General features: G+C 36.6%; 23 protein-coding genes. 8 read left to right on the top strand and 15 right to left on the bottom strand.

The genetic code is table 11. The features are described 5' to 3' along the window. Positions 1-31: 31 nt before the first annotated feature. Both H3T57_RS04825 and bfr read right to left on the bottom strand, forming a co-directional pair. A complete protein-coding gene (locus H3T57_RS04825; RefSeq protein WP_198193363.1) occupies positions 32-2,746 on the bottom strand; it encodes a pitrilysin family protein in 2,715 nt (904 codons plus the stop codon). Positions 2,747-2,974: 228 nt separating this feature from the next. Then, entirely contained in the window at positions 2,975-3,463 is a 489-nt protein-coding gene (gene bfr / locus H3T57_RS04820; protein ID WP_110438757.1) for a bacterioferritin, read from the bottom strand. Positions 3,464-3,682: 219 nt separating this feature from the next. Between bfr and H3T57_RS04815 the strand changes: the two genes are divergently transcribed. From H3T57_RS04815 to H3T57_RS04805, 3 genes are all read left to right on the top strand, one after another. After that, a complete protein-coding gene (locus H3T57_RS04815) occupies positions 3,683-3,862 on the top strand; it encodes a bacterioferritin-associated ferredoxin (RefSeq protein ID WP_155565201.1) in 180 nt (59 codons plus the stop codon). Between the two features lie 157 nt (positions 3,863-4,019). After that, the gene (locus tag H3T57_RS04810) at positions 4,020-4,544 is read left to right on the top strand and encodes a hypothetical protein (protein WP_198193362.1); all 525 of its coding nucleotides are present in this window, start codon (positions 4,020-4,022) and stop codon (positions 4,542-4,544) included. A 127-nt stretch (positions 4,545-4,671) separates the two neighbouring features. Next, entirely contained in the window at positions 4,672-5,478 is an 807-nt protein-coding gene (locus H3T57_RS04805; protein ID WP_198193488.1) for an STM4504/CBY_0614 family protein, read from the top strand. 30 nt (positions 5,479-5,508) lie between these two features. Here the strand turns inward: H3T57_RS04805 and ccmI are convergent, their stop codons facing one another. Genes ccmI through H3T57_RS04770 form a run of 7 tightly spaced genes read right to left on the bottom strand, consistent with a single transcriptional unit; the run spans position 5,509 to position 10,676 of the window. Further along, on the bottom strand, positions 5,509-6,237 hold the full coding sequence (gene ccmI, locus H3T57_RS04800) for a c-type cytochrome biogenesis protein CcmI (RefSeq protein ID WP_198193361.1): 729 nt from the start codon (positions 6,235-6,237) through the stop codon (positions 5,509-5,511). A gap of 15 nt (positions 6,238-6,252) precedes the next feature. After that, positions 6,253-6,711 carry a cytochrome c-type biogenesis protein gene (locus H3T57_RS04795; RefSeq protein WP_122123330.1) on the bottom strand — a complete coding sequence of 153 codons (459 nt, stop codon included), beginning with the start codon at positions 6,709-6,711 and terminating at the stop codon, positions 6,253-6,255. A 3-nt stretch (positions 6,712-6,714) separates the two neighbouring features. Beyond that, positions 6,715-7,263 (bottom strand): redoxin domain-containing protein, encoded by a 549-nt coding sequence (locus H3T57_RS04790; protein WP_198193360.1) that lies wholly within the window; start codon positions 7,261-7,263, stop codon positions 6,715-6,717. After that, entirely contained in the window at positions 7,260-9,254 is a 1,995-nt protein-coding gene (locus tag H3T57_RS04785; protein ID WP_198193359.1) for a heme lyase CcmF/NrfE family subunit, read from the bottom strand. The genes H3T57_RS04790 and H3T57_RS04785 overlap by 4 nt, the downstream gene beginning before the upstream one ends. A 15-nt stretch (positions 9,255-9,269) precedes the next feature. After that, complete coding sequence (gene ccmE / locus H3T57_RS04780; RefSeq protein WP_155565208.1) at positions 9,270-9,764, bottom strand: cytochrome c maturation protein CcmE; 495 nt, start codon at positions 9,762-9,764, stop codon at positions 9,270-9,272. Then, positions 9,754-9,894: a heme exporter protein CcmD gene (locus tag H3T57_RS04775; protein WP_196424223.1), complete on the bottom strand. Its 141-nt coding sequence runs from the start codon at positions 9,892-9,894 to the stop codon at positions 9,754-9,756. The genes ccmE and H3T57_RS04775 overlap by 11 nt, the downstream gene beginning before the upstream one ends. Before the next feature lie 2 nt (positions 9,895-9,896). Further along, a complete protein-coding gene (locus H3T57_RS04770; protein WP_155569044.1) occupies positions 9,897-10,676 on the bottom strand; it encodes a heme ABC transporter permease in 780 nt (259 codons plus the stop codon). A gap of 127 nt (positions 10,677-10,803) precedes the next feature. Between H3T57_RS04770 and H3T57_RS04765 the strand changes: the two genes are divergently transcribed. Continuing rightward, entirely contained in the window at positions 10,804-11,097 is a 294-nt protein-coding gene (locus tag H3T57_RS04765) for a YciI family protein (RefSeq protein ID WP_122123336.1), read from the top strand. 6 nt (positions 11,098-11,103) lie between these two features. On the opposite strand, the gene H3T57_RS04760 is transcribed toward H3T57_RS04765, so the two are convergent. Genes H3T57_RS04760 through H3T57_RS04750 form a run of 3 tightly spaced genes read right to left on the bottom strand, consistent with a single transcriptional unit; the run spans position 11,104 to position 14,607 of the window. After that, complete coding sequence (locus tag H3T57_RS04760; protein WP_198193358.1) at positions 11,104-11,868, bottom strand: ABC transporter permease; 765 nt, start codon at positions 11,866-11,868, stop codon at positions 11,104-11,106. Next, a complete protein-coding gene (locus H3T57_RS04755; protein WP_155571777.1) occupies positions 11,865-12,605 on the bottom strand; it encodes an ABC transporter ATP-binding protein in 741 nt (246 codons plus the stop codon). The genes H3T57_RS04760 and H3T57_RS04755 overlap by 4 nt, the downstream gene beginning before the upstream one ends. After that, a complete protein-coding gene (locus H3T57_RS04750; RefSeq protein ID WP_198193357.1) occupies positions 12,598-14,607 on the bottom strand; it encodes a glycosyltransferase in 2,010 nt (669 codons plus the stop codon). Before H3T57_RS04750 ends, H3T57_RS04755 begins: the two co-directional genes overlap by 8 nt. A gap of 187 nt (positions 14,608-14,794) precedes the next feature. On the opposite strand from H3T57_RS04750, the gene H3T57_RS04745 reads away from it, so the two are divergent. From H3T57_RS04745 to H3T57_RS04735, 3 genes are all read left to right on the top strand, one after another. Continuing rightward, positions 14,795-16,336, top strand: a complete 1,542-nt coding sequence (locus H3T57_RS04745) for an OprO/OprP family phosphate-selective porin (protein WP_198193356.1) — start codon at positions 14,795-14,797, stop codon at positions 16,334-16,336. Positions 16,337-16,545: 209 nt separating this feature from the next. Beyond that, positions 16,546-17,940, top strand: coding sequence for an OprO/OprP family phosphate-selective porin (locus H3T57_RS04740; RefSeq protein WP_198193355.1), 1,395 nt, complete (start codon positions 16,546-16,548; stop codon positions 17,938-17,940). A gap of 180 nt (positions 17,941-18,120) precedes the next feature. Continuing rightward, positions 18,121-19,623: an OprO/OprP family phosphate-selective porin gene (locus H3T57_RS04735; protein WP_198193354.1), complete on the top strand. Its 1,503-nt coding sequence runs from the start codon at positions 18,121-18,123 to the stop codon at positions 19,621-19,623. 4 nt (positions 19,624-19,627) lie between these two features. Here H3T57_RS04735 and H3T57_RS04730 read toward each other — a convergent pair whose 3' ends face one another. From H3T57_RS04730 to H3T57_RS04720, 3 genes are all read right to left on the bottom strand, one after another. Then, a complete protein-coding gene (locus tag H3T57_RS04730) occupies positions 19,628-24,202 on the bottom strand; it encodes an AAA family ATPase (protein ID WP_198193353.1) in 4,575 nt (1,524 codons plus the stop codon). Between the two features lie 21 nt (positions 24,203-24,223). Next, on the bottom strand, positions 24,224-24,856 hold the full coding sequence (locus H3T57_RS04725; RefSeq protein ID WP_198193352.1) for a thioredoxin domain-containing protein: 633 nt from the start codon (positions 24,854-24,856) through the stop codon (positions 24,224-24,226). A gap of 153 nt (positions 24,857-25,009) precedes the next feature. Then, positions 25,010-25,354, bottom strand: coding sequence for a DMT family protein (locus H3T57_RS04720; protein ID WP_155565218.1), 345 nt, complete (start codon positions 25,352-25,354; stop codon positions 25,010-25,012). A gap of 260 nt (positions 25,355-25,614) precedes the next feature. Here H3T57_RS04720 and H3T57_RS04715 point away from each other — a divergent pair, with 260 nt between their 5' ends. Then, positions 25,615-26,574, top strand: a complete 960-nt coding sequence (locus H3T57_RS04715) for a carbohydrate kinase (protein WP_198193351.1) — start codon at positions 25,615-25,617, stop codon at positions 26,572-26,574. Positions 26,575-26,591 lie beyond the last annotated feature (17 nt).

The following is a 26,591-nucleotide window of genomic DNA, read 5'->3' as shown; positions in this document are numbered from 1 at the left end:
TTTTAATTCAAAATAACAACAATATATAATTTTATTTCTGGTTAATTGGCCCTTTGGTAATCTGGGCGAGATCATCAATTCTGATCCATGTTTTAAAGGCTTTCCGAATATCGCCGGCACTCATCCGATAATAGATTTGGGCTGATCTTTGCGGTGTGTCCAGGGGCAATCCCAATTCGCTGAAGGTCAAATATTGTGACGCGAGTTTGTCAATGCTGGAACGTTGCAATGGGATACTCTTCAGCAATGACGCCTTGGCCAGTTGCAGTTCATGTTCGCTGACGGGTTGCGTCTGCATGGCCTGCAAGTCTTTCAGGGCTGCCTTGCGGGCGAGATCAACCTTGTCAGGATCCGCACCAAAACTGATGTTATATCCCGCACGTGTGCGGGACCAGTCAAAAGAGCTGTTTATGTTATAGACATATCCTGTCTTAACCCGCAAGTCCTTGTAAAACCGCCCTGCAAATCCGCCACTTAATATTTCATTGCCAAGGTTCAGGGCATAATGATCCGGATGGTAAACGTTCAGCGGGATGGATTCAACCAATGCAACGCTGCTTTGCACTGCGCTTTTATCGGGAACATGAATGTAGGAGGTCTTGCTATTTGGACGTTGAGGCAAATCAAGATTGGGCCTGACACCTTTCGCCTTCCATGACCCGAAATATTTTTCAACGGTTGCCTTCGCTTTTTCAGGCGTTATGTTGCCTGCCACAACAATTGTTGTAAGGTCTGGACGAAAGGATTGCTGATAGAAATTTTCCAAATCATTTAAGGTTAATTTCATAACTTTTTCAGGGACTGGCTGACGTAAACTTGGGTCATTAATGGGATTGACCGCTTTTGCAACGGATCTGTCAAAATGATAACCTGGGGACTGGTATAATCCTTTTAGAGACTGCGTTGTTTGTGATTTGACGATATCTAGGTTTTCTTGTTTGAAAGACGGATTTAACTCGCTATCAGCCAATAACTGCATACCACGGTCAAAATAGGGCGTAAGAACAGATAATGAAAATTCGCTTCCTGTATTGATATCGGCAGCGATGTTATCAATCTGTTTGCGAAAAGTCAGACGATCATAAGTCTTGGTCCCATACTTGAACATCTCATCTGTAATGTCTGAAATACCTTCCTTATCTTTTTCCTCTTGCAGACTTGAGTTCTGTCGAATGGCACCGAATACACTTATGGTATCACTGATATTGATTGGCTGAACAATCAAACGAATACCATTTTTCAGGGTTATATCTGTAGGTAAAGGGGATGCCTTGGGTATATTAAGTTTTTTCAGTGCCTTATCAGCCCATTCAGGTAAGGGGACAGGTCTATCAGGAATTGAGGTAAAAGATTCAGCACCTCCATAACCTTTTTTCGATAAAGGATTTCCGGAATCCTCAGGTGTGAGAATCGCCGTGATCGCTTCTTCCGGTTTTAAAATCCTTTTTGCCAATTGGTTAACTTTTTCTGGAGTGACTGCTTTAAGAGCGGCAATCATATCATCAGGACTATTTAATTCCTGAAAAGCCAAGGCATTTGACCAGCTGCTGGCCAATCCCGTGATACTGTTGGCAGAGAATTTGAGGGATGCAATCTCCTTGCGTTTTGCCGCTTCAACAAGTTCGGCTGGAACACCATTTTCATGAAAATATCTAAGGATTGTCTGAACCTCGTTCAAAAGGGATTGATAATTCCTGTTTTTTGGAAATGCTGCAATAGCCACGCCAAAGCCCGTATTGCCTTTGGGAATATATTCAAAATCAGCTGACAGGGCCTTTCCCTGTGGCACTAAACCATATAACTTTTCCCGCTGGCTTGAAATAACGTCACTCAGAATGGTCGCGGCGGCATAATCACTGGATTTTTCCCCAGGCATACGCCATGCCATTGTTATAAGTCCAGCTGGGAGATCCGTTGGAAAATGTAATGTTTTGGCTTTTATTGGCTTTAATTTGAAAGAGGTTTGTTTGGGTAGATTTTTGCGAGGTAGGGAAGAAAAATTTTGTTTGACAGTTGCCAGGGTTTTTTGGGGATCAATATCGCCTGAGATAACAAGGATTGCATTATTGGGTGTGTAGTAAGTTTCATAGAATTCACGTAAATCCTGAACGGTTGTTTTATCAAAAGATGGACGGGTTCCCAAAGCATCATGTTCATATGGGGTGTCCTTGAATAAAATCTTTTGTAATTCAGAAACATATTTATAAATTGGATTGGACAAATCCCTTGAAACTTCTTGTTCAATCGCTCCACGTTCCTTGTCCCAATCCGCGGCATTTAAGCTTAATCCATTCATTCGTAAAGCTTCAATTTTCAGGATAACATCTAAATCTTCGGCAGGAGCTGTGTAATAATACTGTGTGACGTGTTCTGTGGTAAAGGCATTATAGCTTCCGCCCAATTGTGCCCCGATAATTGCCAGCTGATCCTTGTCTAGACCTTTGCTTCCACGAAACATCATATGTTCCAATGCGTGTGCAGTTCCCGGGAATCCTTTTGGCGTTTGGTTGGAACCGGCAAGATAGTTGACTTGCGCCGTAACAACAGGGGCCAAATTATTTTTAATGATAATCACCCGTAATCCATTTTTCAAAGTGGCGCGAATTACCTGCTGTTTTGAAGAAGATATATTTTTTGATGAAATATGATTGGTGGGAACAGAATAGGCAGGATGAAGAAACCCGCTAAAAGGGGTGGTTGCAAGCAAAGTCAAGCTTAGTGTCAAAGGGGGTAGGATTGATCTCATGTCTTTGATTTCCTGTCCGGTTCTTGTCTATTGAAATATTTAAAACAGGGTTGTTGAATTTGTAAAAGCTAATCTTGCTTAATTACAGAGGATCTGTCAAAGACAATCTTTTGTAAGATTGGATATATTAACTTGATTTGTATGAAAAAGGATAATTCGTAATTTTCTTAAAAAGTAAGATAGTAACATCTTACTTTAATAAGATATCCATATTGAATAAAATTTGAATTACGATTCTTGTTCCGTTGCGTGATCAGAATTTAAAGTAATGTAACGACCTATAGAAATTTGTTTGATCAGATCAAATTGTTTGTCAATAAAGTCAATATGTTTTTCTTCAGAATCCAAAATTGAAACAAAAATATGACGAGTCACGTAATCCTGTATCTGTTCACAATAGGAAACTGCCTCGCGTAAATCTTTGCAAGCCTTCATCTCCATCTGGCGATCAGCATGGAGGATCTCTTCAACTGACTGACCAATCTGTACGGTGTTTAATCTTTGCATATTGGGCAATCCGTCAAGCATGAGAATACGTTCAATCAGCGAATCTGCATGTTTCATTTCCTCAATGGATTCCTGGTATTCTTTTTTGCCAAGAATGGTAACTCCCCAATGACACAGGGTTTTGTAGTGAAGATAATATTGATTGATGGCTGTTAATTCATTTGTAAGCTGAATATTCAAATATTCAATTACTTTTTTATCTTTGATCATTAATGAAATCCTTAATTGTTGTATGTTTAAATTACTTGATATTATTAAAATAATCTTTGTGATTATTTAATTAATTATATGTTTTTTTTGTAAATAAAAAAAGAAATAAATCCATGATCAAAAAAAGTTTAGATACGTAATAAAAAAGTTGTAGACATAGTTATTAAGAATGGTTATTATAATCATTATTAACAACCTAGTTGTGATGGGGCCTTGGCGATGTATATTTGTTCATGTCGTGCATTAACCGACAAGGATATAGGAAATGCTATTAAGGATGGTGCAGACTGTCCAAGCAAAGTCTATAAATCTTGTGGTTCAAAACCCGACTGTGGTCGATGTATTCAACGGATTTTGAGTATGTTGAAAGAACATAGGCAAAATGCGATCCAACCCTAATTTTGTATGTTTGTTTCTTGATATCCTTTAACCCGCTTTTTAATTAAAGCGGGTTCTTTTTGCGAAGGTTAAAATATAATTTTTGGAAATGTATATTGTTTGATTAAGCTTGATATAATGCTATAACTTTTTTTAAAAGTTGCTGGATAAAAGTTTCATGTTTTCAAATAATAAACCCCCCATTTCTGATCGAATTCTCGCTCTTGATCTATGGTTGCTGGATCGTTTTTTCCAACCAATTGCTGACCGTCTGCCAGAAAAATGGTCAGCATTGAAAATTGGAATGAGTTTACAGCTCGGATCGCTGGTTTTTTCAGCCGGTTCCCTGATTCTACTTGTTCTTTATTTTGAAATGAGTGTTTTTTCTGTGCTTTTTAATGTAATGGCATGGTGTCTTGGCGTGTTATTTTATTTATCCATTTATCGTATGCAATCCATTATTCGGATAGGATTTCTCAATCCGTTTCGTATGATGCTGGCAGGCATAAGAATTATCTCGATTCCATTTGCAATCTATTCAATCTATCTAGGAATCGTCGCGGATCAGCGTTTTCAGGAAACATTATTATTGAACAGCATCAGTAATACAATTTTTGTATTTGGCATCTATCTTATCTCCTGTCAGCCCAACCCTCCGCCAGAAAAGAAACGTCAAACCGCTTTTTCATTGAATACAATGTAATAAATATTTTAATTCCATAAAAATTGAAGTTTTTAAAAATGGTAATCTTGAATCTTTATTCAAATCGTATAAAAGCTGAAAAGGCTAATAAAAATGATGTCTATATTTATGACTGTTTTTCTAAAGAATTAAAAATACAGATTTTTTCATTATAAGGAATTTATTAGAAACCATATATAAATATTGTTCAAAAGACAGAGAAGATTTGTGGATTTCTATTTATTATATTGTATCAAAAGAATGGGGAAAAAAATTTTTAGACCCTAATCCATTGAATTTTATTGATCGATTTGAATCTTATATTGTCAAAAAAGATAATAAATATGAACATGTTTTAGATCGTGTAATTGGAATAAGGATAACAATTCTCTCAAAAGTTGATCCTAATTATAAGTTCAATAATGATAAATTCTTAATTGGGTTGATTGAGGAATTAAATAAACGTTTCCTATATGCAGGCGTAGGGTATCAGTATGAAAATGGTGAAATAATCCGTATTGATCATCAATATGTTCATAAGGAAATCGTTAAACCTGCATTGGAGATTATTCATAATCAGGCTTTTGAAAAGGTTAATGAAGAATATAGTAATGCACATAAACATTACCGGAATCAATATATCAAGGATTGTATTGTCGCATGTAATCGTGCTTTTGAATCTTTGTTGAAATCGATTTGCAATGAATGTGAATGGGAATATGATCCAAACAACCGGGCCAGTGACCTTATAAAAATTATACATAAAAATGGATTGTTTCCTGTTGGGATGGAAAAGACAATCGACAGTTATATCATGACTCTCAAAACAGGGGTGCCAGAATTGCGAAATCATTTTGGTGGTCACGGAAGTTCGTCTCAATCTCCATCGCCATCAATTTATATGGCGGAATATGTTTTACATCTTACCGCGACAAATATTGTTTTTTTTATATAATGCTTTCAGGGATTATCAATCCAAACAGAATTAAGGATTGTTTTTCTGATATTCCATGACTCTCTGTTCAGCCATATTTCGCCACGGTGCATCTGAAGGTGCGCGTTGTAAGGCCTGTTGGAAAAGAGTGAATGATTCTTCGGTCATTTGACCATTTTTTTGAATTATCAGTTCGGCAATTTGCGCGGCCAGATAAGGGTCAAAACGTTGGTCAAGAGCTGTTTTCCAGGCTTGAATAGCATTGTCTAACTGACCTTGTTCAGCCTCAATCCGACCCAGTAAGAGGTAACCTTCTATCCGTTTCGGATCATTATAAGCAAGCGTGACAATTTTTTCTTTCAATTGTTTTACATAAGGTGCGAGATCTTTATTCTGTTTTTGCTGTTCAGCTATTCTTGTCCGTAAGGGTTGAGAAGGCAAGGCAGGTACACCATTAAGCAAATAGAGACCTATGGCGGTCAGGGGAATGCAAATCAAGCCGCACAGAATAAAAAAATGACCATTGGTTGCCGGATCACAAGATATGGAATTATTTTTTTCACTTTGATCGTCCGAATTTAAAAGCCGGCGTTGAATTTCAAGTTTTGCCTGATGATATTCTTCTGGTAAAATCAATTCCTGTCGCAATTCACTTTCCAGTTCTTTAAGTTGTAACTGGTAAAAAGCTATTGAAGGATTGTTCGCTATTGAAGGATATTTTTTCCGGTACAGACTTATAAAACAGGGTATCAAACTGATAAGACTGATTAAAATCATCATTATCCATAACATGGATCAAGGTTCTTTCATCAATTTTTCGAGACGTTTTTCTTCATCTTTATTTAAGGGAGATGGCTTCAACCCTTTTTTCCTGAAATTTATGAGAGCTATTAGACACCCTGTCAAAAGGGCAAGTAAAGGCATAAACCACAATAACGCGGTTGCAAGATTAAGGGGAGGACTTAACCGCACGAAATTGCCGTAACGGTCAACCATCCATTGGATGATTTGATCATCGGTTTCACCAGCCTGAACGTGTTGGCGAACGACTTTTCTTAGATCCCTTGCCAGTTCGGCATTACTGTCTTCTATGGATTCATTCTGGCAAACAAGACAGCGTAATTGCGAGCCAATCTCTTCGGCTTTTTTTTCCTGCCGTTGGTTTGGCAATATTTCATCAGGGCTGTCGAGACCATAGGTGGGAATAGAAAAAAAGTTTATGATTATCAGGACAAGAATGATAACTAATCGCATTGATCAGGTACCTACAAGCGAAAGCAGGGATGAAACGGCAGTTTTATCCAAAGGTTTGGCATAATGCCAACGTATAATTCCCCCCGGGATAATAAAAAAACTTTCAGGCACGCCAGAAATTCCCCAATTGATTCCAATCATCCCCTCATCATCCTGTCCTAGATATTGATATGGATTTTCATGACGGTTTAGAAACTGGTCTATCGTATTATTTTTGTCTTTATAAGCTATGCCCCATATGGAAAGCCTGGTGGAAAGCTGATTCAAAATTGGCATCTCACTGATACAGGGTAGACACCATGAAGCAAAAAAATTGATTAATACGGGTTTGTGCTGTTGTTTTAACAATAGGCTGTCAAAATTTTTGTAGGATAATATCGGCTTGAGTTTGAAATTTGGAATAGGTTTGTTCAAATTGGGAAGTTCTATTTTATGCGGATCGAATTTTCCTTTTTTTAAACTGGATAGCATCGTGGCAAACCCTCCACCTGCAAGAACGGTTGCACCCAGTGGTAATCCCCATATCAATCGTCGTCGGGTAATGGATTTCATGATGATTGTTCCATTTTTTGCATAGAAAATTTTTTATTGTTCTTATTGGCGCAAAGATCAATAAGGGTGATGATACCGCCTAATATCATAATGAAACCACCGATCCAGATCCAGGGTGCCAAGGGGTTGAAATGTAATCTCAGGACATAGACGCTAGCTTTGTCATGATTGTTCCTGTTATCTCCAAGAACAGCGTACAAATCAGCGATAAAATTGGTATGAATGGCTACATCTGTTATGACCTGTTGCTGGCGAGGAAAAAAATGTCGGGCAGGAAACATCCAGCATATTGTTTTATTATGTCTACTGATTTTAAGAACCGCTTCCTCGGATTGATAGTTGGGTCCATTTCTTTTCTGTACAGATTCCAGGGTCCATTCATAGCCCGCCAGATGCAGAGTTGTCCCAATAGGTACCTCAACAATTTTTTGTTGACTATAGGCCATTCCCACAATCCCCAATAAGGTAACAGCAACGCCAATATGAGCAATATAGGCAGCATAAAAGGATTTGGGTAAATTTTTCATTCGGCTGATATTATTTTTGAAAGAGGTATGAAATAAAGATAATTTACCGCTGCAATCTGTGAAGGCACCCATGATTACCCAGAATGAAACTCCTGTCGCAATGGCTGGCAAGAAACGATGTAAATAAATAAAACTTGCGATGACGATAATGATCGTAATAATTCCCATAATGGATAAAGGACGAAGCAAATTTTTTATTTTTGCTTTTTTAAATGCCAACCAAGGTGCAAATGCCATAAAAAAAATTGCAATGAGGGCCGGAGGGATAAAGGTTTTGTCAAAAAATGGTTTTCCAACGGAAATAGTTTCTCCATCAATCATTTGTAAAACAGGAGGGTAGAGGGTGCCAACCAAAATAATGGCAGCCAGGGAGCAGAATAATATATTATTGAGTATGATTGAGCCTTCTCGAGATAGGGGCGCAAATAATGCTGTGAATAAAAGAAGTGGAGCCTGCCACGCAAACAGAACCAAAGCACCTCCACAAATAATTGTTAGTAATACAAGAATGAAAATTCCACGGGTTGGATCTGATGCAAATGCATGTACGGAATTTAATATGCCAGAACGAACCAGAAAAGTTCCACATAATGCAAGAGAAAAAGTTATAATGGAAAGAAAAATCGTCCATGCTTTCAGGGCTTCACGTTTTTCAACGATCAAGGCTGAGTGTAATAAGGCGGTTCCCGTCAACCATGGAATTAATGCGGCATTTTCGACAGGATCCCAAAACCAGTAGCCTCCCCATCCAAGAACATAGTAGGACCACCATGATCCAATTGCTATACCAGCGGTAAGAAAAACCCATGCAGTAATAACCCAGGGTCTAATCCATCGTCCCCAGGCTGCATCAACTCGTTTTTCCATCAATGCGGCAACAGCAAAGGCGAATGGAATTGAAAAACCTACATAGCCAGTATAAAGAATTGGAGGATGAAACGCCAATCCCGGGTCCTGAAGTAGCGGGTTCATACCTTGACCTTCCATCGGGGCAGGCCAGATTCGCAGGAAAGGATTTGATGTAATCAGGCAAAAAAGTTCAAAACCAGCTGCGCATCCGCCAAGAATGGCTATGATTTTTATTCTCAATGAAAATGGAAGATGATGACTGAAACTTGAAAAAAGAACCCCGAAAAAGGAAAGTATAAATGCCCACAAGAGAATTGAGCCTTCGTGATTTCCCCATATGCCTGTTACTTTATAAAGAATGGGTTTGTCACTTGCACTATTCTGTAAGATATTTTGCACGGAAAAGTCATTATTCAATGCTGCTGTGACCAAACAAATAAATGTTATCAACAGAGTGAAAAACTGTCCCCATGCCAAGGGGGACGCTAGATTCATTAAATGAAAATTATATTTTTTGTTTCCTAGTAATGGCAGAACAAATTGAGCCCCCGCCAAACAGCAGGCAAGTGCCAATGCAAAATGACCAAGTTCGGGACTTAGAAGAATTGAAAACATTTGTCATTCCATTGCTTATTGGGGTTTTATCATGTGGTTCCAGCTGTCTGGATCGGGTGGTGGACCAAAACGCGGATCCCACTTGCCATTTTTGCGCAAAGCGTCGGCGATTTCTTTAGGCATGTAAGTTTCATCATGTTTGGCCAATACTTCAGTGGCGATGAATATTCCTTGAGGATTTAAGTAACCAATGGCAATAACGCTTTGTCCCTCTCGAAATAGATCAGGTAAAATGCCTCTATATTTTACATGAATGGCAGCTTTTCCATCTGTAATATCAAATATAGCGATTGGTGTGTGATGGTCATTCTGATGATGAAGGGAATTGGCTACAACCATTCCTCCCAATCGTATTGTGGTAGAATTAGATATGGATTGGTTTATGAGTTGGGAAGGAACTTTGAAATAGACTAAATTACTTGAAAAAGCTGATAAAATCAATGCGATTGCAATCGCGAAGCCTATCATGCAAGTTAGGATTATCCATAGACGTTGAGTTTTACGTTTCATGACTAAGTTTTTTCATAATGTCCAGTTTATTTTTTGCCTGGTGAAATCGTCTATAAGTGGTAAGCCATAAAGCCAAAACAGTTAACAGGGTAATTCCATAAGCGGAAATCAAGTAGGGGAGATGCGACATGATCATTGCATTGACAAAGATTGTGAATTGATAAGTAGGCGATGGATCTGGTTTTCAAGAATGGCGGTTCGAATTCGTGTAAATAGTATACCTATAAATCCAAGGGAAAAACCCAGCGAACAGAAAATCAATGGGGTAGCAATGGAAAGAGTGATTGAAGAGGCATGGGTTAAACTGAATGTATTTGGCTGATGTAATGTGTTCCACCATTGAACACTGAATTTGATTATAGGGAGATCAAAAACGCCTGCAAGGGCAAGAATGGAAGCTGCCTTATAACCCTTTTGAGGTTCATCAAAGGCATGACATAAAGTGATATGTCCTAAATAGAGAAAAAACAATATCAGAACTGATGTTAATCGTGCATCCCAAACCCACCAAGTGCCCCACATGGGTTTTCCCCAAATGGACCCCGTTATTAAACATAGGGCAGTTACAATAGCTCCAACAGGTCCAATTTCTTTGGCCGCTAGATCGGCTAAGGGATGTTTCCAGACTAGGGATGAAAAACCGCAAAAAGCAAGTAAAATATAACCGGCACTGGCAAGCATGGCCATGGGAACATGAATATACATAATTCTTACGCTATCCCCTTGCTGCCAATCTGCTGGGGAGATAAAAAGGCCCCATATTATTCCAATGACGATGAAAAACAAAGCAAACCCGTTGATCCAGGGCTGCAGTTTTGTCGTAAACTGAAAAAAAAATTTCGGATTTGCCAATCGATTGATTGAAAAAAATCGATTACTTCTTGGTTTTGATAGAGTTCTCGAATCAGTCATTGAAAAATAATCAGGGTTTATGGAAAATAAGAGGATATTTTATATTTAAAAAACTGGCAAGCTTATCCATTCTTGGTCATAATATGTTTTTTTATTCAAGATTTGTAAAGTAGTGATGGGAGAACAAATGTTATTTGTAATAATGTGTAATGACAAACCTTCGTCTCTAGAAATGAGAATGGCTGTTCGCTCTCAACATCTGGCGTATCTTAAGACTTATGAAAAACAAATAAAAATTGCTGGCCCCTTATTGGATAATGAGGGAAAAAGTTGTGGCTCACTCATTATTCTGAATGTGGAAGATCGTGCGGCTGCCGAGGGATTTGCCATCAGTGATCCTTATGCAAAAGCAGGTCTATTTGAAAGTGTCATAATTCGTTCCTTTAAGGAAGTTTGTTCCGAAGGTCAGATGCTAATATAATTAATTTTATTCATTTGACCAGGAAATTAAGGTTTTTGTTGTTAATGTAACGATTACCCACAAACTCATTGTCATGAATGATAATATCAAAAGGGCGGCAAACATCAAATCTGTTTGAAAACGGTTGTTGGCGTTTTGCATTAAATATCCCAAACCGGAAGACGCGCCGACCCATTCTCCAATGACCGCACCAATGGGAGCGATAGCTGCCGCGATTTTCAAACCTGACGAAAAAGCGGGTAAAGCAGCAGGAATACGTATAAATAAAAGTTGTCGTAAGGCAGATGTATTCATGGTTTTGCTTAAATCAAGATATCCTTGAGGTGTTCTGTTTAGGCCGTCAAAAAAGGATGAAGTTACGGGAAAAAAAATCATTATAACGGTCATTACAACTTTTGAACTTATTCCGAAACCAAACCATAATACGAGTAAAGGGGCTAGAGCAAAGGTGGGAATTGATTGACTGATAATGATGATGGGCATTAACCAGTGACGGAGAAAAGGAACAAGTATCATAAAAAGAGCAAGAAACATTCCAAAAAAACATCCAATTACCAACCCTATTATGGTTTCTTGTGTTGTTGTAAGCGTGGCTTGCCATAAAAGCTGATGATTAATGTTTAGAGCCTGAATGACCGCTGAAGGTGAGGGTAAAAGATAAGCGGGGATGTAATTGAAAAAACTGATCAACCACCAGATAAAAATCAAGCTTCCGATTAATGAAACAATGCGGATACTTATTAAAAAAGATTCATGTAAATGAGTTTTCATGATTGTGTTTTTTCTATCAAAAGAGATAATAAATGGGCTTGGGCCTTTTGTAAGTCGAGATTTTCCAGCGGATGAGGTATAGATCCAGGAACTACCAAAGAATCGTATAGTTTTGCAGGAGTTCCTGCCATAATCTGAATTTGTTCTCCCAATCGACAAGCTTCGAAAGGATCATGTGTGATAAGAATAACTGTTTTACCTTTTAACAATTTTGCCGTATAGGTTTGCATGTTGGTTCGTGTTACACTATCCAATGCTGAAAAAGGTTCATCCATTAAAACGATGGGGCGATTTTCATATAGTGTTCTTGCAAGAGCGATACGTTGACGCATTCCGCCAGACAGTTCGGATGGATATGCATTTGCAACATGGGATAAGCCTACTTGTTCAAGGATATCTAAAGCTTTATACCGATTTGGTTTTTCACCACGGAGTTTACTGCCTAGGGTGACATTATATAGTATTTTTGCCCAAGGCATTAACAGATCCTGTTGTCCCATATAACTGATCCGTTTTGATAAAGATTTGTTATCATCCGCTTTTACGCTTCCCAGCTTACAAGGTTGCAATCCTGCAATAATTTTTAAAAGACTACTTTTACCCACACCACTCGCACCAAGAATAATACTGAATTTTCCGGCTGGGAAAACAGTGTTTAGATTTTTGAACAATTGACAATTATTGAAGGTTAATGAAACATTCTCTATTAAAATGCTTGGGGGATTGCAATCAGACATTATTTTCAGTTAATCCAAATGGAATTGAAATGCGAGGGGGAAAGGCAAGCTGGTAATCTCTTCCACGTTGCAGGGAATAATTGGGATTATAAAATGGATCATAATTTATGATTTTAAAATGTTTTTTTTTCAGGGAAAGAATTTCCTGTCGTTCTTTTCCGGCACGTTCACCCTTGTAATGATTTCCGAGTGAAAGAGATTCGTAATGGATCAGTTGTGCATTCTGACACTGGATGATATGATAATTTTTCTCTCTTAAACGTAAACAGAAATCAATATCGTTATATGCTATTTCAAATGTCTCATCAAATCCATTAACCTCGTTAAAAGCCAGACGACGAATAACCATACAGGCACCTGTCACGGCACTGACCTCATGATCATGCGTCAGGTAAAAATTATCTGACTTGTGAAAACGACCGGCATGTTCACATAAATTAGCGGCACCCATTATAACGCCCGCATGCTGAATATTTTTATCAGGATAAAATAGTTTTGCACCAACAGCGCCTACTTTTTCATTTTGCATATGACCCATCATTAAGGATAACCAGTTTTGATCCAGAGGTTCAATATCATCGTTTATTAGGGCTATAAAAGGGTATTTAGAATGCCTGATGGCAACGTTGCAACTTTTCGAAAAATTGAATTGATCTGTTTTAACAAACAGAACTTTTAAATGTTTATGATACTGGAATGAACTGAGAAATTTTTCCTGTTGTTTTGTCAAAGGTTTATTTTGCGAGATGACAAGAATAATTTCTAATCTTGGGTAAGAGGTTTTTTTTATTAGTTTTGTAATACATTGATGTATGGTTTCGGAACCGAGGGTTGTCGGGATGATGAGACTTACGGGATTTTGATAATTTATATAATTTATATCAAAGGGAAATGTATGGGTATTAACGTTAAATTGCCAATTCAGTTCAGTTTTGAAAATTTTGATGATTTCAATTATTTCATTTTTATCATGTAATGATACTTTTGCAGTCCTATGACTTAAGATCAGAGGGACATGATAAATAAAATGATTTTTTTTCCATAAATAAAGGGCCAAAGCCATTCTAATGGCATAAATGGAACGAATTGGAGAATCAAATTCTTTTATGAAATCATCAAATATATCTTTTCTGATAATCCATATATCTTGGGTAAGAAAACCTGTCAGTAGAATCGACAAGTTAAAATTTTGCTTGAATACAGGGTTGCTGTGTTCATTCAGATTATTGATTTCATCTGAATCAGCGTAAAGTGCGGCCGGATAATGTTGACGAGCAGCCTGATCGGCAAAAACAGCCAAACTGTGTTCTTCTAAAATTTCGTTTGAATTTTTAAGAATGATATAATGTGCTTGAAAAGCTTGGGGAGTGGTTCTTCCTCTAGTATTTGGATGCTGGTAAAAATTGTTCCAGTCAATTTCCATGGTTTTACCATAATATGTAAATAATGAAAAAACAGGCCATAGATGAATATAATTACTTTCATATAGTTTCTTTATCTCGTTACCATTCCAGTTTTCATATAAATTGTACCAATATTTATATGGTAAATTAGGAAAAAATATTTGTTGATTTTGTAATAATCCCATTCGAATACGTTTATTTAGATGAATGAAGGGATAACAAAAAATTTTTATAAAAGTAAAAGGATTTATAATAATTAATATTAAAGCCGTCGTTAAGCGGCTCAGAGCCCGAATTTTTACTGATGAAACTGATTGTAAAGCGGAATTAAAAATTCTGGCGATTGGATAGATTCGTAAACAGTTCGTTTTCTCAGGAAGATAAACAAGAGATACACGCCAAAAGTTGGGAAGAAACCTACCGGAGACAAGATAAGTTAAAGGTTCAAATGTTGGGTCATCCTTATGGTTTATGTATAGATACAATGGGATCGTTTTGGGTAATTTTTTATGTAATTTTACGGAAATCAGGCACCATTTTTTTTGATATTTAAAGGGTAATAACCTTTCAAAATAGAAAAAATCTCGGAAAAGTGACATCTCATCTCACGTTTGTTATTCGACAATTATTTTAAATTATAAAATTATTAAAAACTTAATTTGGTTTATTTTAACATTTTTGAATAAAAATTGAAATATTTGTGAAATTATATTTCAATCTTAAGTTGCTTACAAATGGGTATTGAGCTTATTTTCGTCTAATAAAATTATATAGGGGTCATTGATAATGGTAAACAATATTGAAGCCGTACAAAGTAACCTCTCATATGGACGTAAAAAAGGGTTTTTACGATCATGTACAATGGGTATTCTTTTTTTGAAGATCTCGATTTCATTTTCTTATGCAAATGTCTATCAGACTAACCGATGGAGATCAAATATAACTCCTTTTTTAAATAAAGAAAAAGAAGAAAAAAAAGACAAAGATGAAAATGATCAACAGGCTGAATATATTTGTTATGAAAAATCCATCCGTTGCACAATGTGGAATGCGGATAGGGTCGTAAATGTTGATCCATATAAAGACCTTCATTATCAAGTAGGTTATTCAACGCTTGCCTTTCCAAAGGGAAGACCGACATTTTATTCAGCGAGTAAAAAACTTAGTATCGCTTTTGGTCTTTATATTAATTACGACATTGGGGCTTTATTAGGTCCAAATAAACGAGCAAATGGACCAAAAGTTTCAAGTTATCAAGGAACTTTACGTCGTGGACGTCCGATTATTGTTGTAAAATATACTGATTTCGCCTTAACGGTTACACCAGATATTGGACGTTTTGGACTTGAACATCATGATCTGTTCGGAGCGGATTTGAAATATACAGGTATTAAGAATCTGGTAATTGGAGGGGGTTTACTCCAACCCACTTTATCAATGTTGGATTCTGAAACTTCCAGGGGATTTTTTCTTGCAGAACGACCCATGGTTATCGATATGTTAAGAAATGTTGCCGGAGGGGAACCTCGTGCTGGTTTCAATGTTATTCATTGGGGGCAGCGATACCTTATCAGTGTTGGCTATACAGGGCAACGCGTTGGTAAAAAATTTACCAATTTTCAACAGGGGCAGAAGGGAGGCGTTTTAAGATTGGCGGGTCGTCCAATAGCTTCAAGAAATATTGATCTTCATTTGGGCGTAACAGGAACATTTGCCGTTCATGGTGAAAATAGAAAATATTCTATTGTAAGTTATAATGAATCCCGTCTTTTCCCTTCCGCGGCAGATTTTAAGACAGGAACCATCAATGGTGTCAACAGTATATGGGCTGTAGGTCCTGAATTTGCCTTACGATGGAAAAGGTTGATTTTTCAAGGGGAATATTATTCATTTTTTATGCCAAGAAAGAATGAGGGATATGGACATAATGATAATCTTCATTTTTGGGGATGGTATGGAAGTTTAAATTACGCGATTTTCGGGGCTCATCGTCATTATTTACCCTCTCGCGCTATTTTTGCAGCACCAGAAGGTTCACTGTTTAATCCTGCCGCTGGGGATTGGGGAGCTTTGGAATGGTCAGTCCGTTGGAGTTATCTGAACCTCAATAGTCATGCTGGGGATTATGAAAATAACAAATATGCAGCAGGAGTGCAAGGTGGAAAACAGAAAGTCATAGCAACGGGGTTTAACTGGTATCCGTCACCACATTTCAGGGTGATGATTGATTATAATCATATAATTTCATCACGTTCTAGAAACAATTTATGGCATTTAAGAAAAAAGGATAGCAATCTAATAATTTCACGTTTACAACTAACTTTTTAAGGTTTTGAAGTGCTATTTTTAAAATTTATTTAACATGAAAAATTATTTTTTCTAAATATAATACTATATTTTAACGTAAATAAAAATATATTACAAAAATATTGTATACATAATCAATACTGGATACATTAATATTTGAAAAAAATAATTGAAAATTCTTTCAAAGATTAAACAGGTCTTTATTAAAGAAAATCCATGGAAATTGTAAAATGCGAAAATCTTATGAAACTTCTATGGCTTTTTCAAAATTCGGGATTTATTCAATATCATTATATTTTTTATTGAATTGGGTTTCAGCCGCGAAAGCCAATGACGATTCTTTATTCCAAACAAATCAGGTTACTTATTTAGATCCATATAAAAATATAATTTATGACATGGGTGATTTTAAAATCAGCTTTCCCAAAGGTAGATTTTTATTAAAATCAATGAATAATCATTTCAGTCTATCAATTGGAACGTCCATTCAATATGATATTGGTGGTTTCATAGGATCCGATAAAAAACATAATCAACCCGATATGGGTGGGTCACAGGCTGTATTGAGGCGTGCAAGATTTATCATAACAATTGCCTATGATAACTTTAAAATTATTGTTGCTCCTGATGTTGGACGTGGTGCATTGGTTAATGATTCATTTCATGAGATTAATCTTAATTATACCGGGTTTCATCATACAGATTTATCCATTGGTTTGATACAACCATCAGTCACTTTGCTGGGATCTGAAACATCTGCAGGATTTACCCTGGTAGAACGCCCCATGATCATTGATCTTATAAGAAATATAGCTGGTGCGAATGCCAGAATAGGATTTACAGCCTCTCATTGGGGAAAAAATTATTATATTGGCGCTTCAGTTACCGGACAGCGTTTTGGTAAATTTTATCAGGATTTTCAAAAGAATCAAAAAGGGGGAATTATTCGTGCTGTCATCCATCCAATAAGATCTCAAAATTATGATTTGCATATGGGAGTGAGTGGAACGGTCGCATTTCATGGAGATAATCGGAGATATTCCATGAATGCACTGCCAGAGGCCTTTATCTGGCCGGGGCGTCCCTATATTCGTACCGGAAAAATTAACGGGGTAAACAATGTTTGGGCAATAGGTCCTGAATTCGCCTTTAGATTCAACCGTTTTATTATTCAGTCAGAATATTACTCAATTGATTTGCAAAGAAATTCGGAAAATAATTCACGCCGATCAAATTTAAAGTTTGCTGGATGGTATGTCAGTACAAATTATGTCTTGTTTGGTCAACCAAGACAATATTTTTCCGAACGTGCCTATTTTTCCGCACCAAAAAATGCACTTTTTAATCCAGCGGTAGGGGATTGGGGAGCACTGGAATGGACAGCACGCTGGAGCACCATGAATTTAAACAGCCATCGATACGATTGGGATAACGGCAAACCAAAAAATATACATGGTGGAAAACAGCACGTTATCGCAACAGGTTTCAATTGGTATCCAGCTGATCAGATGCGATTTTCGCTTGAATATAATTATGTTTTTGCCACTCGTTCAAGAAATAATTATTACAATAGTGCTGGTCGTAAAAGTAATATTCTCATTTCTCGTATCGAATTTAATTTTTAGAAATTTAATTCTCCCAAGGGCTTGATTTTTAGAGGTAAGGCTTTAAGCTGTTTTTGAGAATATACAAATTTAAAAGGATTTGAATGATTATTCATTACTGAAATGAGACAAAATTTATAAACAGAACTGCTCTGTTTAATCTTTCTTCAGTTTAAAGCTGTTAATACAGTAGGATCCTTCATGGTTCAAAAAAATCGAATAAATAGTGTAGAGGCCTTATATAGGAATATAAGACCTATTTTGTCATATTCATTTAATATTATTGTTTTAAAAGCTACTATTTCTTTTGCCTATGCTCAAACAGAATGTATTTCTAATTCATTGATTTCTGCGTTGCCTAATTCCAGAAACAAACAATCCATCTACCTATGTTTGGATCATAAACAGGATTGTACAATGTGGAATGCTGACAAAATTCGAAACATTGATATTTATAGGGATATTTCTTATCAAATAGGTCATTTCAATTTGAATTTTCCCAAGGGACGTCCAACTCTGGTATCCAATGATCGTCGATTTAGTATCTCTCTTGGGGCAAGTTTACAGTTTGATATTGGTGGAATTATAGGTCCGGATAATAAACGCAATGGATCTAGAATGGATGGTTCACAGGCATTTTTGCGTAGGGGGCGATTTAATGTTGCTATCCGCTATGATGATTTCATCATTAATATAACACCGGATGCAGGGCGCCCAGCATTGGTTAATAATTCCATTTATGAGGCCTATTTAAAATATGTCGGATTTGAAAACACCATTATCGCTATCGGTCTGTTACAACCTCCCATAACTATGCTGGATACTGAAAGCTCAAATGGATTTATTTTGGTTGAACGTCCAATGATTGTTGATCTGGTTAGAAATTTAACAGGATCAGATGCCCGTCTTGCCTTGATGATGACTCACTGGAATAAACGGTATTATCTTAGCGCTTCAGTTACCGGACAAAGGTTGGGAGGAACCTATCAGGATTTTCAAAGAAATGAACTTGGCGGTATTGTAAGAGCGGCGGTAAGACCTTTAGCTATCAATCATTATGATATGCATTTGGGTTTATCAACAACTTTTGTGACACATGGTGATAGCCGAAAATATTCATTAAGTACGGGACAGGAGGGGCAAGTTTGGTTGGGCCGTCCTTATTTGCGAACAGGAACTATTCAGGGTGTAAATAATATATGGGCAATAGGACCTGAATTTGCGGTAAGATTGAATCGTTTTCTGATACAGTCTGAATATTACTCCATGTTTTTGCAACGGGTTGCGGAAAAGTCAGGCAATAGGCCCAATTTGCATTTTTCTGGCTGGTATATTAGCGTCAATTATGTCCTGTTTGGACAACCAAGATCCTATGATGAAAGTAAAGCTGTTTTCACTCCCCCTGTCGGGAGCTTTTTCAATCCTGTCGCGGGAGAATGGGGAGCTTTGGAATGGTCAATCCGATGGAGTAACATGAACCTTAATCATTATAAATATCGTATGAATGAAAACGGTCATTATCTTGGGGTTCAAGGAGGAAAACAAAATATATTTGCAACAGGGTTGAATTGGTATCCCTCGTCACATATGCGGATATCACTTGATTATAATCATGTAATGGCGACACGGTCTAGAAATAATTACTATAATTCAACTGGACGCACAAGTAATCTGATTATGTCCAGGGTACAATTTACATTTTGACAAACTAATAAAGTTCCAGTTGTTCATGTTGTTTATTTTGTTGAATTTTAACAGCATCTTCAAGATCAATTGAAATCAGTTGGCTTATGCCGCGTTCCTGCATCGTGACACCATAGAGGCGTTGCATGTGACTCATGGTAAGTTGATGATGGGTTACAACTAAAAAACGTGTCCCTGCCTGTGACATGTCAGACAACAATTTACAGAAACGTTCAACATTGGGATCATCTAGAGGGGCATCAACTTCATCAAGAATACAAATTGGAACAGGATTACATCGGCTGACAGCAAATACAAGTGATAAGGTTGTCAACGCTTGCTCACCACCAGAAAGTAAAGAGAGCGTTGCAAGATTTTTTCCTGGAGGTTGAGCATAAATTTCCAAACCGGATTGTAATGGATCTTCATGAGGTAAAAGCTTAAGATAAGCTTGTCCGCCATTAAACATACGGGTAAATAATTCCTGAAAATGATGATCCACTTTCTTAAAAATAGCGTTTAATTTGCTTCTTCCCTGTTTATTAAGTTTACAGATAGATTCACGTAACTGTTGGATTGCTGTGGTTAATTCATTGAATTCGTTTTCAAGATGGTTAAGTTCTGTCAGTTTTTCCTGATATTCGAGGTCTGCCCGCAAATTGACAGCTCCAAGTGCTTCCCGCTGTGCCTTTAATGATGCAATTGAATTTTTTAATTTTTTTTCTGCCTGATCATCCAGATCATGATCATTTCTCTCGTTTGACAGGTTTTTGATTTCGTCGGTAATGTCGCTATCAAGTTGAGCAAATACAATCTCGGCTTGTTCTTTTTTGGTTTCGGCTTTTATAAGTTGTTCTTGAATTTTATTTTTTTCCAGCTTTATATTTTGTAAATTCTGTTCGGCATTTTTTTTTGCTTGATCATATTCTATATTTCTTTTTTGCAATTCTTGATAATTTGCAACAGATTGCCGTTCTGCATTTTTAAATTCATTAAGTTTGGATTTTAAGATCTCAGGTAGTTTATCTATATCTTTAAGTTGATTTTCAAGATTCAGTATTTTTTTAAGAATTTGCTCTTTTTCGTTTTGTCTTTCCCTGAAATGTTCTTGCCATTTGTCCAATTGCTGAGCAAGGGATTTTTTTTGAATGTCCAGATTATCTTTTTCTTGAAGAATTAAATGATAGTCAAGCCGTTTTTTTTCTTTTTCTGTTTCATTAATTCCATAGTCCTCTTTCAGTTTTTTTAATTTATTTTCCATTTCTTCACAATTAATGCGATGATTAAGATTATATTCCGCTTGATGTAAAAGAACGGAAATTTCTTTTAGATCGTTTTCAAGTTTCTGACATCGTGGAGTCAGGGCATCCAGCCGGCTTTGCTGCTGAATAGTAATTTCCTTAAGAGATTGATAAGAAAGTTGAGCCTGATTTAATTCAGTTTCCGTTTTTAGAAAAAATTCATTTTCATTATCTAACTTTTTGCTAAGCGTATTGATCGTATCTTCAATAACATGAACAGATTGAAATATTTCTTTAGGATTTTCTGCTTGATTCAGTTGCCTTTCCAAATTATTTAAATTTTCCCTATTTCTATCAATCTCTATTTCAAGATGTGCAAGTTTTTCCTGTAGAGATTCAATCTGGATTTTGTTTTGTGCATTTTGGTTCAAGCGTTGTTGATATTGTTCTTTGACTAAGGAATATTGATGTTCAAATCTATTAAAATCCTCTTTTTTTTGCTGAACAATCCGTTCTTTTTCTTGTTCTATACGTAAATATTGATAAATTTTCTCTTTATCTGGCAAGGGTATCTGAGTCTTTTTATGTGCTTGTTCAAAATATAATTTTTTTGTTTTAAGCTCGTTTTGAGCCTGTTGGACAGCAGGTTCAATGGCGTTAAATTGCGTCTCAGCCATTCTGGCTTCATTTTGCAAAGCGTAAAAATCCTGAGTAATTATTTGTGCGCGTTTTTCAATATCCCTATATTCGCTTTTGATTTGCAATAATTTATTTTTAAATTTTATTTGTGTATTTTTTAATTGTTCATACAACTTTTCTATCTGTGGTGATTTTTGTAAATGACGTTTTAAATCCTCTTCGATATTTTGCAGAAGGTGTTTTTGAACCAATCGTTGGGCAGATTTGTTTTGAATGGCATGTGTTTGGTAATAACCATCCCAGCGCCAGATATCTCCTTGTTGAGTAGCCAGCATTTGTCCTGGTAAAAGATAGGGAAAAAGTTTATCCCCTTCTTCAACTGAATTTACAATTCCAATTTGCTGAAATGCTCTTTGTAAGGGCGGCGGCGGGGAAATAACATCAAACAGGGTTGGCAATGCACCTGTTAATGTTGTCTTGATATTACTTAGGGTAACCCAGCCCCGGGATGCATCAAGACCAGTTGGTGCATCAATAGTGTCATCAAAAATTGCAGCTATAGTTTTTATCCATTTCTGAGGTATTGATAAAGGATCAAGAACGGCTGGTAATTCAGTATTGATGTTTTCCTTTGATGTTTGTTTGAGGATTTGTGCCAATCCTTGCTGTCTTGCTTCTAAATTACGAATTTCACTTTCATGTTGTTGGATAATGGAAGACTGTTTTTCCAAAGCTTCTGTATTTTTCTTTAGGTCATTTTCAATTTGTTCAATTAATTGATGCTGTTTTTTTAATTGTAAATTAATATTTTCATATTGTGTTTGTTTTTCCTGAAGATATTCAGGAGCAATTAGCTGTTTGGCCAGATATTCCTGTTGTTTGGTTAAAGTCTCGAATGAATTCTGTGCCTGTTGTAAGTTGGTATGAATTATGTCAAGATTCTTTTTGTTTTGATCATGGATCTGTAATGCTTGATTATAAGAATTTTCCTGTTCAAGGCGTTTTTTTATGGCTGCTTGATGATGCTCGAGTGCCAAATCAATTTCTTTTTTACTTTTTTCAAGAGTAATTTGTGTGTTGATTAACTTTTCCTGAAATTGTTGTTGTTTTTCTGTTGCTAAAGACTGACTTTGCAGTTGAGTGATTTGATTTATAGTATTTTGATAATCATCATTTAATCGCTTTTCTTGTGATTTGATTTGTCTTATTGTCTGATTGAGATCATTATAATTTTTTTCAAACTGTTGGGCATGATAAGTTTGTTTTTCCTTTTCAAATTCCTTGGACTGAATGGTTTTCTGAAGAATTTGTCGGTTTGCTTCAATCTCCTCTAGTTTTTTTTCGAGAATATTTAGTTGCTCTCGTTTTTTTTGCAGTTTTTCAGCTGAAGGAAGTTTTTCAAGACAACTTTTTTGTTCGGATAAAAGCTGTTCATATTCGGATTGAAATTTGTTTTTTTCATCATTCACCTGATTAAAATATTGCGTTATCTCATGATTTTTATTTATAGATGTAGACAGTTTTTTTTCATCTTCATGGATTAAATCAAGCAGGATAGCACTTTTTTCTTCTAGGGTTTTAACCTCCTGTTCAATCTGGAGAATTTTTGTTGGATGATGGTCAAGTTTTTCATTAATTGTGTTGATTTTGATTAGAATATTTTCCTGATCGGATTGATTATTTTCAAGATGAGACTGTATGTCTATCAATTGGGTTTTGTTTTCTCTCAGCCGGTCATTCAATTGTTTTATTTCTTGTGTTTTATGATTTAATTCATTTTCAAGTTTAGAAATCTGCTGGCGCTGATGATCACAATGAACGCGCGTCTGAATTTCCTGTTGATGCAGGGTAGCGGATTCTTTTTCCATAGCTTTCAGATTGTTGTGCAAATCCAGAATACAATTTTCTTTTTCCCTAATTCTACTTAAAATAATTGAAATTTGCGTTTTAAGATCAAGAAGCTGTTTTTGCGCTCGTTGGTAATAAAGTATCTGCAAATTGGTTTCTTTATCGCGTACAGCTGTAGATATCTCACGGTATTTAGTGGCTTGTACAGATTGTTCTTTAAGTGTTTGGGTTTGATTTGTCAGCTGCTCTTTCAGGTCATTTAATCTGTCTAGATTTTCTTCAGTTGCTTTTAATTTCAGCTCTGCCTCTCGTCGACGGTTATATAACCCAGATATCCCTGCAGCCTCTTCTAAAACCTGTCTTCTTTCCTCTGGTGAGGCGGAAATAAGTTGTGCTATGCGATTTTGACTTATAATTGCTGTTGAACGTGGACCTGATCCAAGATCAGCAAATAGGGTTTGAATGTCCCTGGCGCGTTGTATTTTTCCATTAAGGCGATATTGACTGCCTCCTTCCCGTTCAATTTGGCGGGAAATCTCAATTTGATTTTGGTTATGAAAACAGTTTGGAATAACCTCATCAAACCCGTTTTCGGTTTGGTTTTTAATATTTTCAAGAGTTATTGCAACTTCGCCAATGTTAAAGGCTGCACGTCGTGCAGTTCCTGCAAATATGACATCATCCATTCCTGTACCCCGCAGGGAACGGGCGGAACTTTCCCCCATAACCCAGCGAATAGCCTCTACAATATTTGATTTACCACATCCATTGGGACCAACTATACCAGTTAATCCTGGTAAAATATCAAGTGAAGTCGTATTTGCGAAACTTTTAAAACCAGAAATTTTTAAATGGGTAAAATATATTGGCATATAAGTTTGTTGGTAATGAAATTATGAAGGTACAGGTCTTGTCAACGCATCATTAACTTCCTGATCAAATTTATCAAGCGTTAATTCACCGACAACTTTTTTACCGTTGAAGATAAAGGTTGGTGTACTATCTATTTTGAAATGTTTTTCAGCGTAATTGCTTTCTTCCAATATTATTTTTTGAATTGCGTCATCATGAGTTACCTGCTGAAAACGCTCTTTGGACATACCAGCCAAAATCGAATATTTTTGCAATTCTTGCAAAGGATCAGCATTTTCATTGAAAGCCCATTGATCAAGATTACTCAGGAGGGCTGTAATAAACGGTTTATATTGATCTACTGGTAGGGAGCGTGCCACAATCGCGGCTTTTAGAGCTACTTTATCCAGGGGAAAATCTTTAAAAATGTAGAAAACTTTTCCAGTATCAATATATTTTTTTTGTATTTGGGGAAGTATATCATGTGCAAAACGTCCACAATGCACACAGGTTAGCGAAAACCATTCTTCAACATGAACTTTTGCATTGGAATTCCCGAGTGTACGAGGAGTTGAAAAATTTTTAGGTATTTCCGCATGAGTCGGAATTTTGGTTGCCATAATAGTCAAAACAGGCAAAACTGAGGCTAGTAAGGAGCGTCGTGTTATGGACATGATATTATTTCCAGTAAAATAAGTTCAAGTATGAGATAAATTTCAATTTAGATAATATCCCAAAGGATTGGTAAAATTATTATTTATTTCTCATTTATAATTTTTATAATAAAGAAAAACCATACAGTTCTGGAAAGCAAGTAAAAAAAACTCTCAACCACCACGAAATATAAAGTATACAGCTCCCATAACGCATAAACCGGCCCATAAATAATCAAGCTTAAAAGACTGATGCATGAAAAATATGCTGAAAGGGATAAATACGGAAAGAGTTATTGCTTCCTGCATAATCTTTAACTCACCAAGGGATAGTTTTGTAAACCCAATCCTGTTGGCAGGAACCTGGATAAGATATTCTCCGAGAGCGATGCCCCAGCTGATTAATGCAGCTATATACCAGGGTTTGCCGGATAATGTTTTTAAATGACCATACCATGCATAGGTCATGAATAAATTTGAGCAGACAAGCATCAATGCTGTAATAAGCCAAACAGGCATAGATTTTCCTTATGTTCGTAGGGTTGTTGGTGATATCAATCTTGGAATGATTGAAATGAATAAGGTGTAAAGAGTAATATTATTTCCAATATAATTTATTTAAAAATGAATTTTTAAATAAATTGGGATTGTTATTTGTGTCTCGATTTCTATTTTTTAAAATATTAATACTGGTTTTTTAATTTGTATTCCCTAATATAATGTTGGTAACATCTTGGTGATTCATCAAAATATGCAGTATTTTCAAAAAGGAGATTTGGATGATTATTGTTTGTGGTGATGTTTTAATTGACTTCATTCCCGATAAAACAAAAGATGGTGCAGATTGCTATTGTCCAGCCCCGGGCGGATCTTGTGCAAATATATCTGTTGCAATAGGTCGTCTTGGTGGCGCTGTCGGATTTATGGGCGGAATTTCCACTGATTTTTGGGGTGAGAAATTGATGGAATTTCTTGAGACATCCAACGTTGATGTAAGATATGTTGCCAGGGGAAACCAACAAACAACCCTTGCCTTTGTTGAATTGGGCAATGAAGAACCCGCCTATGCCTTTTATGATGAAAATACTGTATCGAGATTATGGGTCCGTTCACAATCCCCCGGATTTTCCGACGATGTCAATTTGATCCACATTGGTTCTACTTCTCTGATTGAACCTCCTATTTCTGAATCTTGTGAGCAGATGTTCAGAATGGAAAAAGGAAAAAGAATTTTATCAATTGATCCAAATTGTCGACCCAGCAATACACATCATCCAGCTGTTTATAGAGCACGTATGGCACGTCTGACAGCCATGGCGGATATTATTAAATTATCCAAATCTGATCTGGAATTCTTATTGCCTGACACCAGAGTTGATGATGCTGCCAAACATTGGATCAATCAGGGTACCTCCATTGTTATTATTACACGTGGAAGCAAGGGTGTTCTTTGTTATCTGCCAGGTCATGAAGTCATTGATGTTCCACCTGATTATATTGATGATGTGGTAGATTCAATCGGGGCAGGGGATACCTTTATGGCGGCAACCCTGACCTATTTACAAAAAAATGGATTTTTGACACTTGACAAAATTAAGACTATCACGCCTGCTGAAATTACCAAAGCCTTAAAATATGCATCGGTTGCTGCGGCAATGATTTGTGAACGGCGTGGAGCCAATCCTCCTTGGGAACAAGAGGTTGATGAACGGATTAAAAGGAAAGCTATAAAATTATAGAGTGATATGAACCCTGT

Source organism: Commensalibacter sp. W6292M3 (genome assembly GCF_016101315.1).
GTDB lineage: Bacteria > Pseudomonadota > Alphaproteobacteria > Acetobacterales > Acetobacteraceae > Commensalibacter > Commensalibacter melissae.
The sequence above is the reverse complement of the archived record's forward strand: the minus strand, read 5'-3'. Positions and strand labels throughout refer to the sequence as shown.

What these genes read in the sequence shown, in the direction of transcription:
- H3T57_RS04825 (WP_198193363.1), bottom strand. Translation starts at nt 2,746, where the DNA reads ATGAGATCAATCCTACCCCCTTTGACACTAAGCTTGACTTTGCTTGCA.
- bfr (WP_110438757.1), bottom strand. Translation starts at nt 3,463, where the DNA reads ATGATCAAAGATAAAAAAGTAATTGAATATTTGAATATTCAGCTTACA.
- H3T57_RS04815 (WP_155565201.1), top strand. Translation starts at nt 3,683, where the DNA reads ATGTATATTTGTTCATGTCGTGCATTAACCGACAAGGATATAGGAAAT.
- H3T57_RS04810 (WP_198193362.1), top strand. Translation starts at nt 4,020, where the DNA reads ATGTTTTCAAATAATAAACCCCCCATTTCTGATCGAATTCTCGCTCTT.
- ccmI (WP_198193361.1), bottom strand. Translation starts at nt 6,237, where the DNA reads ATGATGATTTTAATCAGTCTTATCAGTTTGATACCCTGTTTTATAAGT.
- H3T57_RS04795 (WP_122123330.1), bottom strand. Translation starts at nt 6,711, where the DNA reads ATGCGATTAGTTATCATTCTTGTCCTGATAATCATAAACTTTTTTTCT.
- H3T57_RS04790 (WP_198193360.1), bottom strand. Translation starts at nt 7,263, where the DNA reads ATGAAATCCATTACCCGACGACGATTGATATGGGGATTACCACTGGGT.
- H3T57_RS04785 (WP_198193359.1), bottom strand. Translation starts at nt 9,254, where the DNA reads ATGTTTTCAATTCTTCTAAGTCCCGAACTTGGTCATTTTGCATTGGCA.
- ccmE (WP_155565208.1), bottom strand. Translation starts at nt 9,764, where the DNA reads ATGAAACGTAAAACTCAACGTCTATGGATAATCCTAACTTGCATGATA.
- H3T57_RS04775 (WP_196424223.1), bottom strand. Translation starts at nt 9,894, where the DNA reads ATGTCGCATCTCCCCTACTTGATTTCCGCTTATGGAATTACCCTGTTA.
- H3T57_RS04770 (WP_155569044.1), bottom strand. Translation starts at nt 10,676, where the DNA reads ATGACTGATTCGAGAACTCTATCAAAACCAAGAAGTAATCGATTTTTT.
- H3T57_RS04765 (WP_122123336.1), top strand. Translation starts at nt 10,804, where the DNA reads ATGTTATTTGTAATAATGTGTAATGACAAACCTTCGTCTCTAGAAATG.
- H3T57_RS04760 (WP_198193358.1), bottom strand. Translation starts at nt 11,868, where the DNA reads ATGAAAACTCATTTACATGAATCTTTTTTAATAAGTATCCGCATTGTT.
- H3T57_RS04755 (WP_155571777.1), bottom strand. Translation starts at nt 12,605, where the DNA reads ATGTCTGATTGCAATCCCCCAAGCATTTTAATAGAGAATGTTTCATTA.
- H3T57_RS04750 (WP_198193357.1), bottom strand. Translation starts at nt 14,607, where the DNA reads ATGTCACTTTTCCGAGATTTTTTCTATTTTGAAAGGTTATTACCCTTT.
- H3T57_RS04745 (WP_198193356.1), top strand. Translation starts at nt 14,795, where the DNA reads ATGGTAAACAATATTGAAGCCGTACAAAGTAACCTCTCATATGGACGT.
- H3T57_RS04740 (WP_198193355.1), top strand. Translation starts at nt 16,546, where the DNA reads ATGCGAAAATCTTATGAAACTTCTATGGCTTTTTCAAAATTCGGGATT.
- H3T57_RS04735 (WP_198193354.1), top strand. Translation starts at nt 18,121, where the DNA reads ATGGTTCAAAAAAATCGAATAAATAGTGTAGAGGCCTTATATAGGAAT.
- H3T57_RS04730 (WP_198193353.1), bottom strand. Translation starts at nt 24,202, where the DNA reads ATGCCAATATATTTTACCCATTTAAAAATTTCTGGTTTTAAAAGTTTC.
- H3T57_RS04725 (WP_198193352.1), bottom strand. Translation starts at nt 24,856, where the DNA reads ATGTCCATAACACGACGCTCCTTACTAGCCTCAGTTTTGCCTGTTTTG.
- H3T57_RS04720 (WP_155565218.1), bottom strand. Translation starts at nt 25,354, where the DNA reads ATGCCTGTTTGGCTTATTACAGCATTGATGCTTGTCTGCTCAAATTTA.
- H3T57_RS04715 (WP_198193351.1), top strand. Translation starts at nt 25,615, where the DNA reads ATGATTATTGTTTGTGGTGATGTTTTAATTGACTTCATTCCCGATAAA.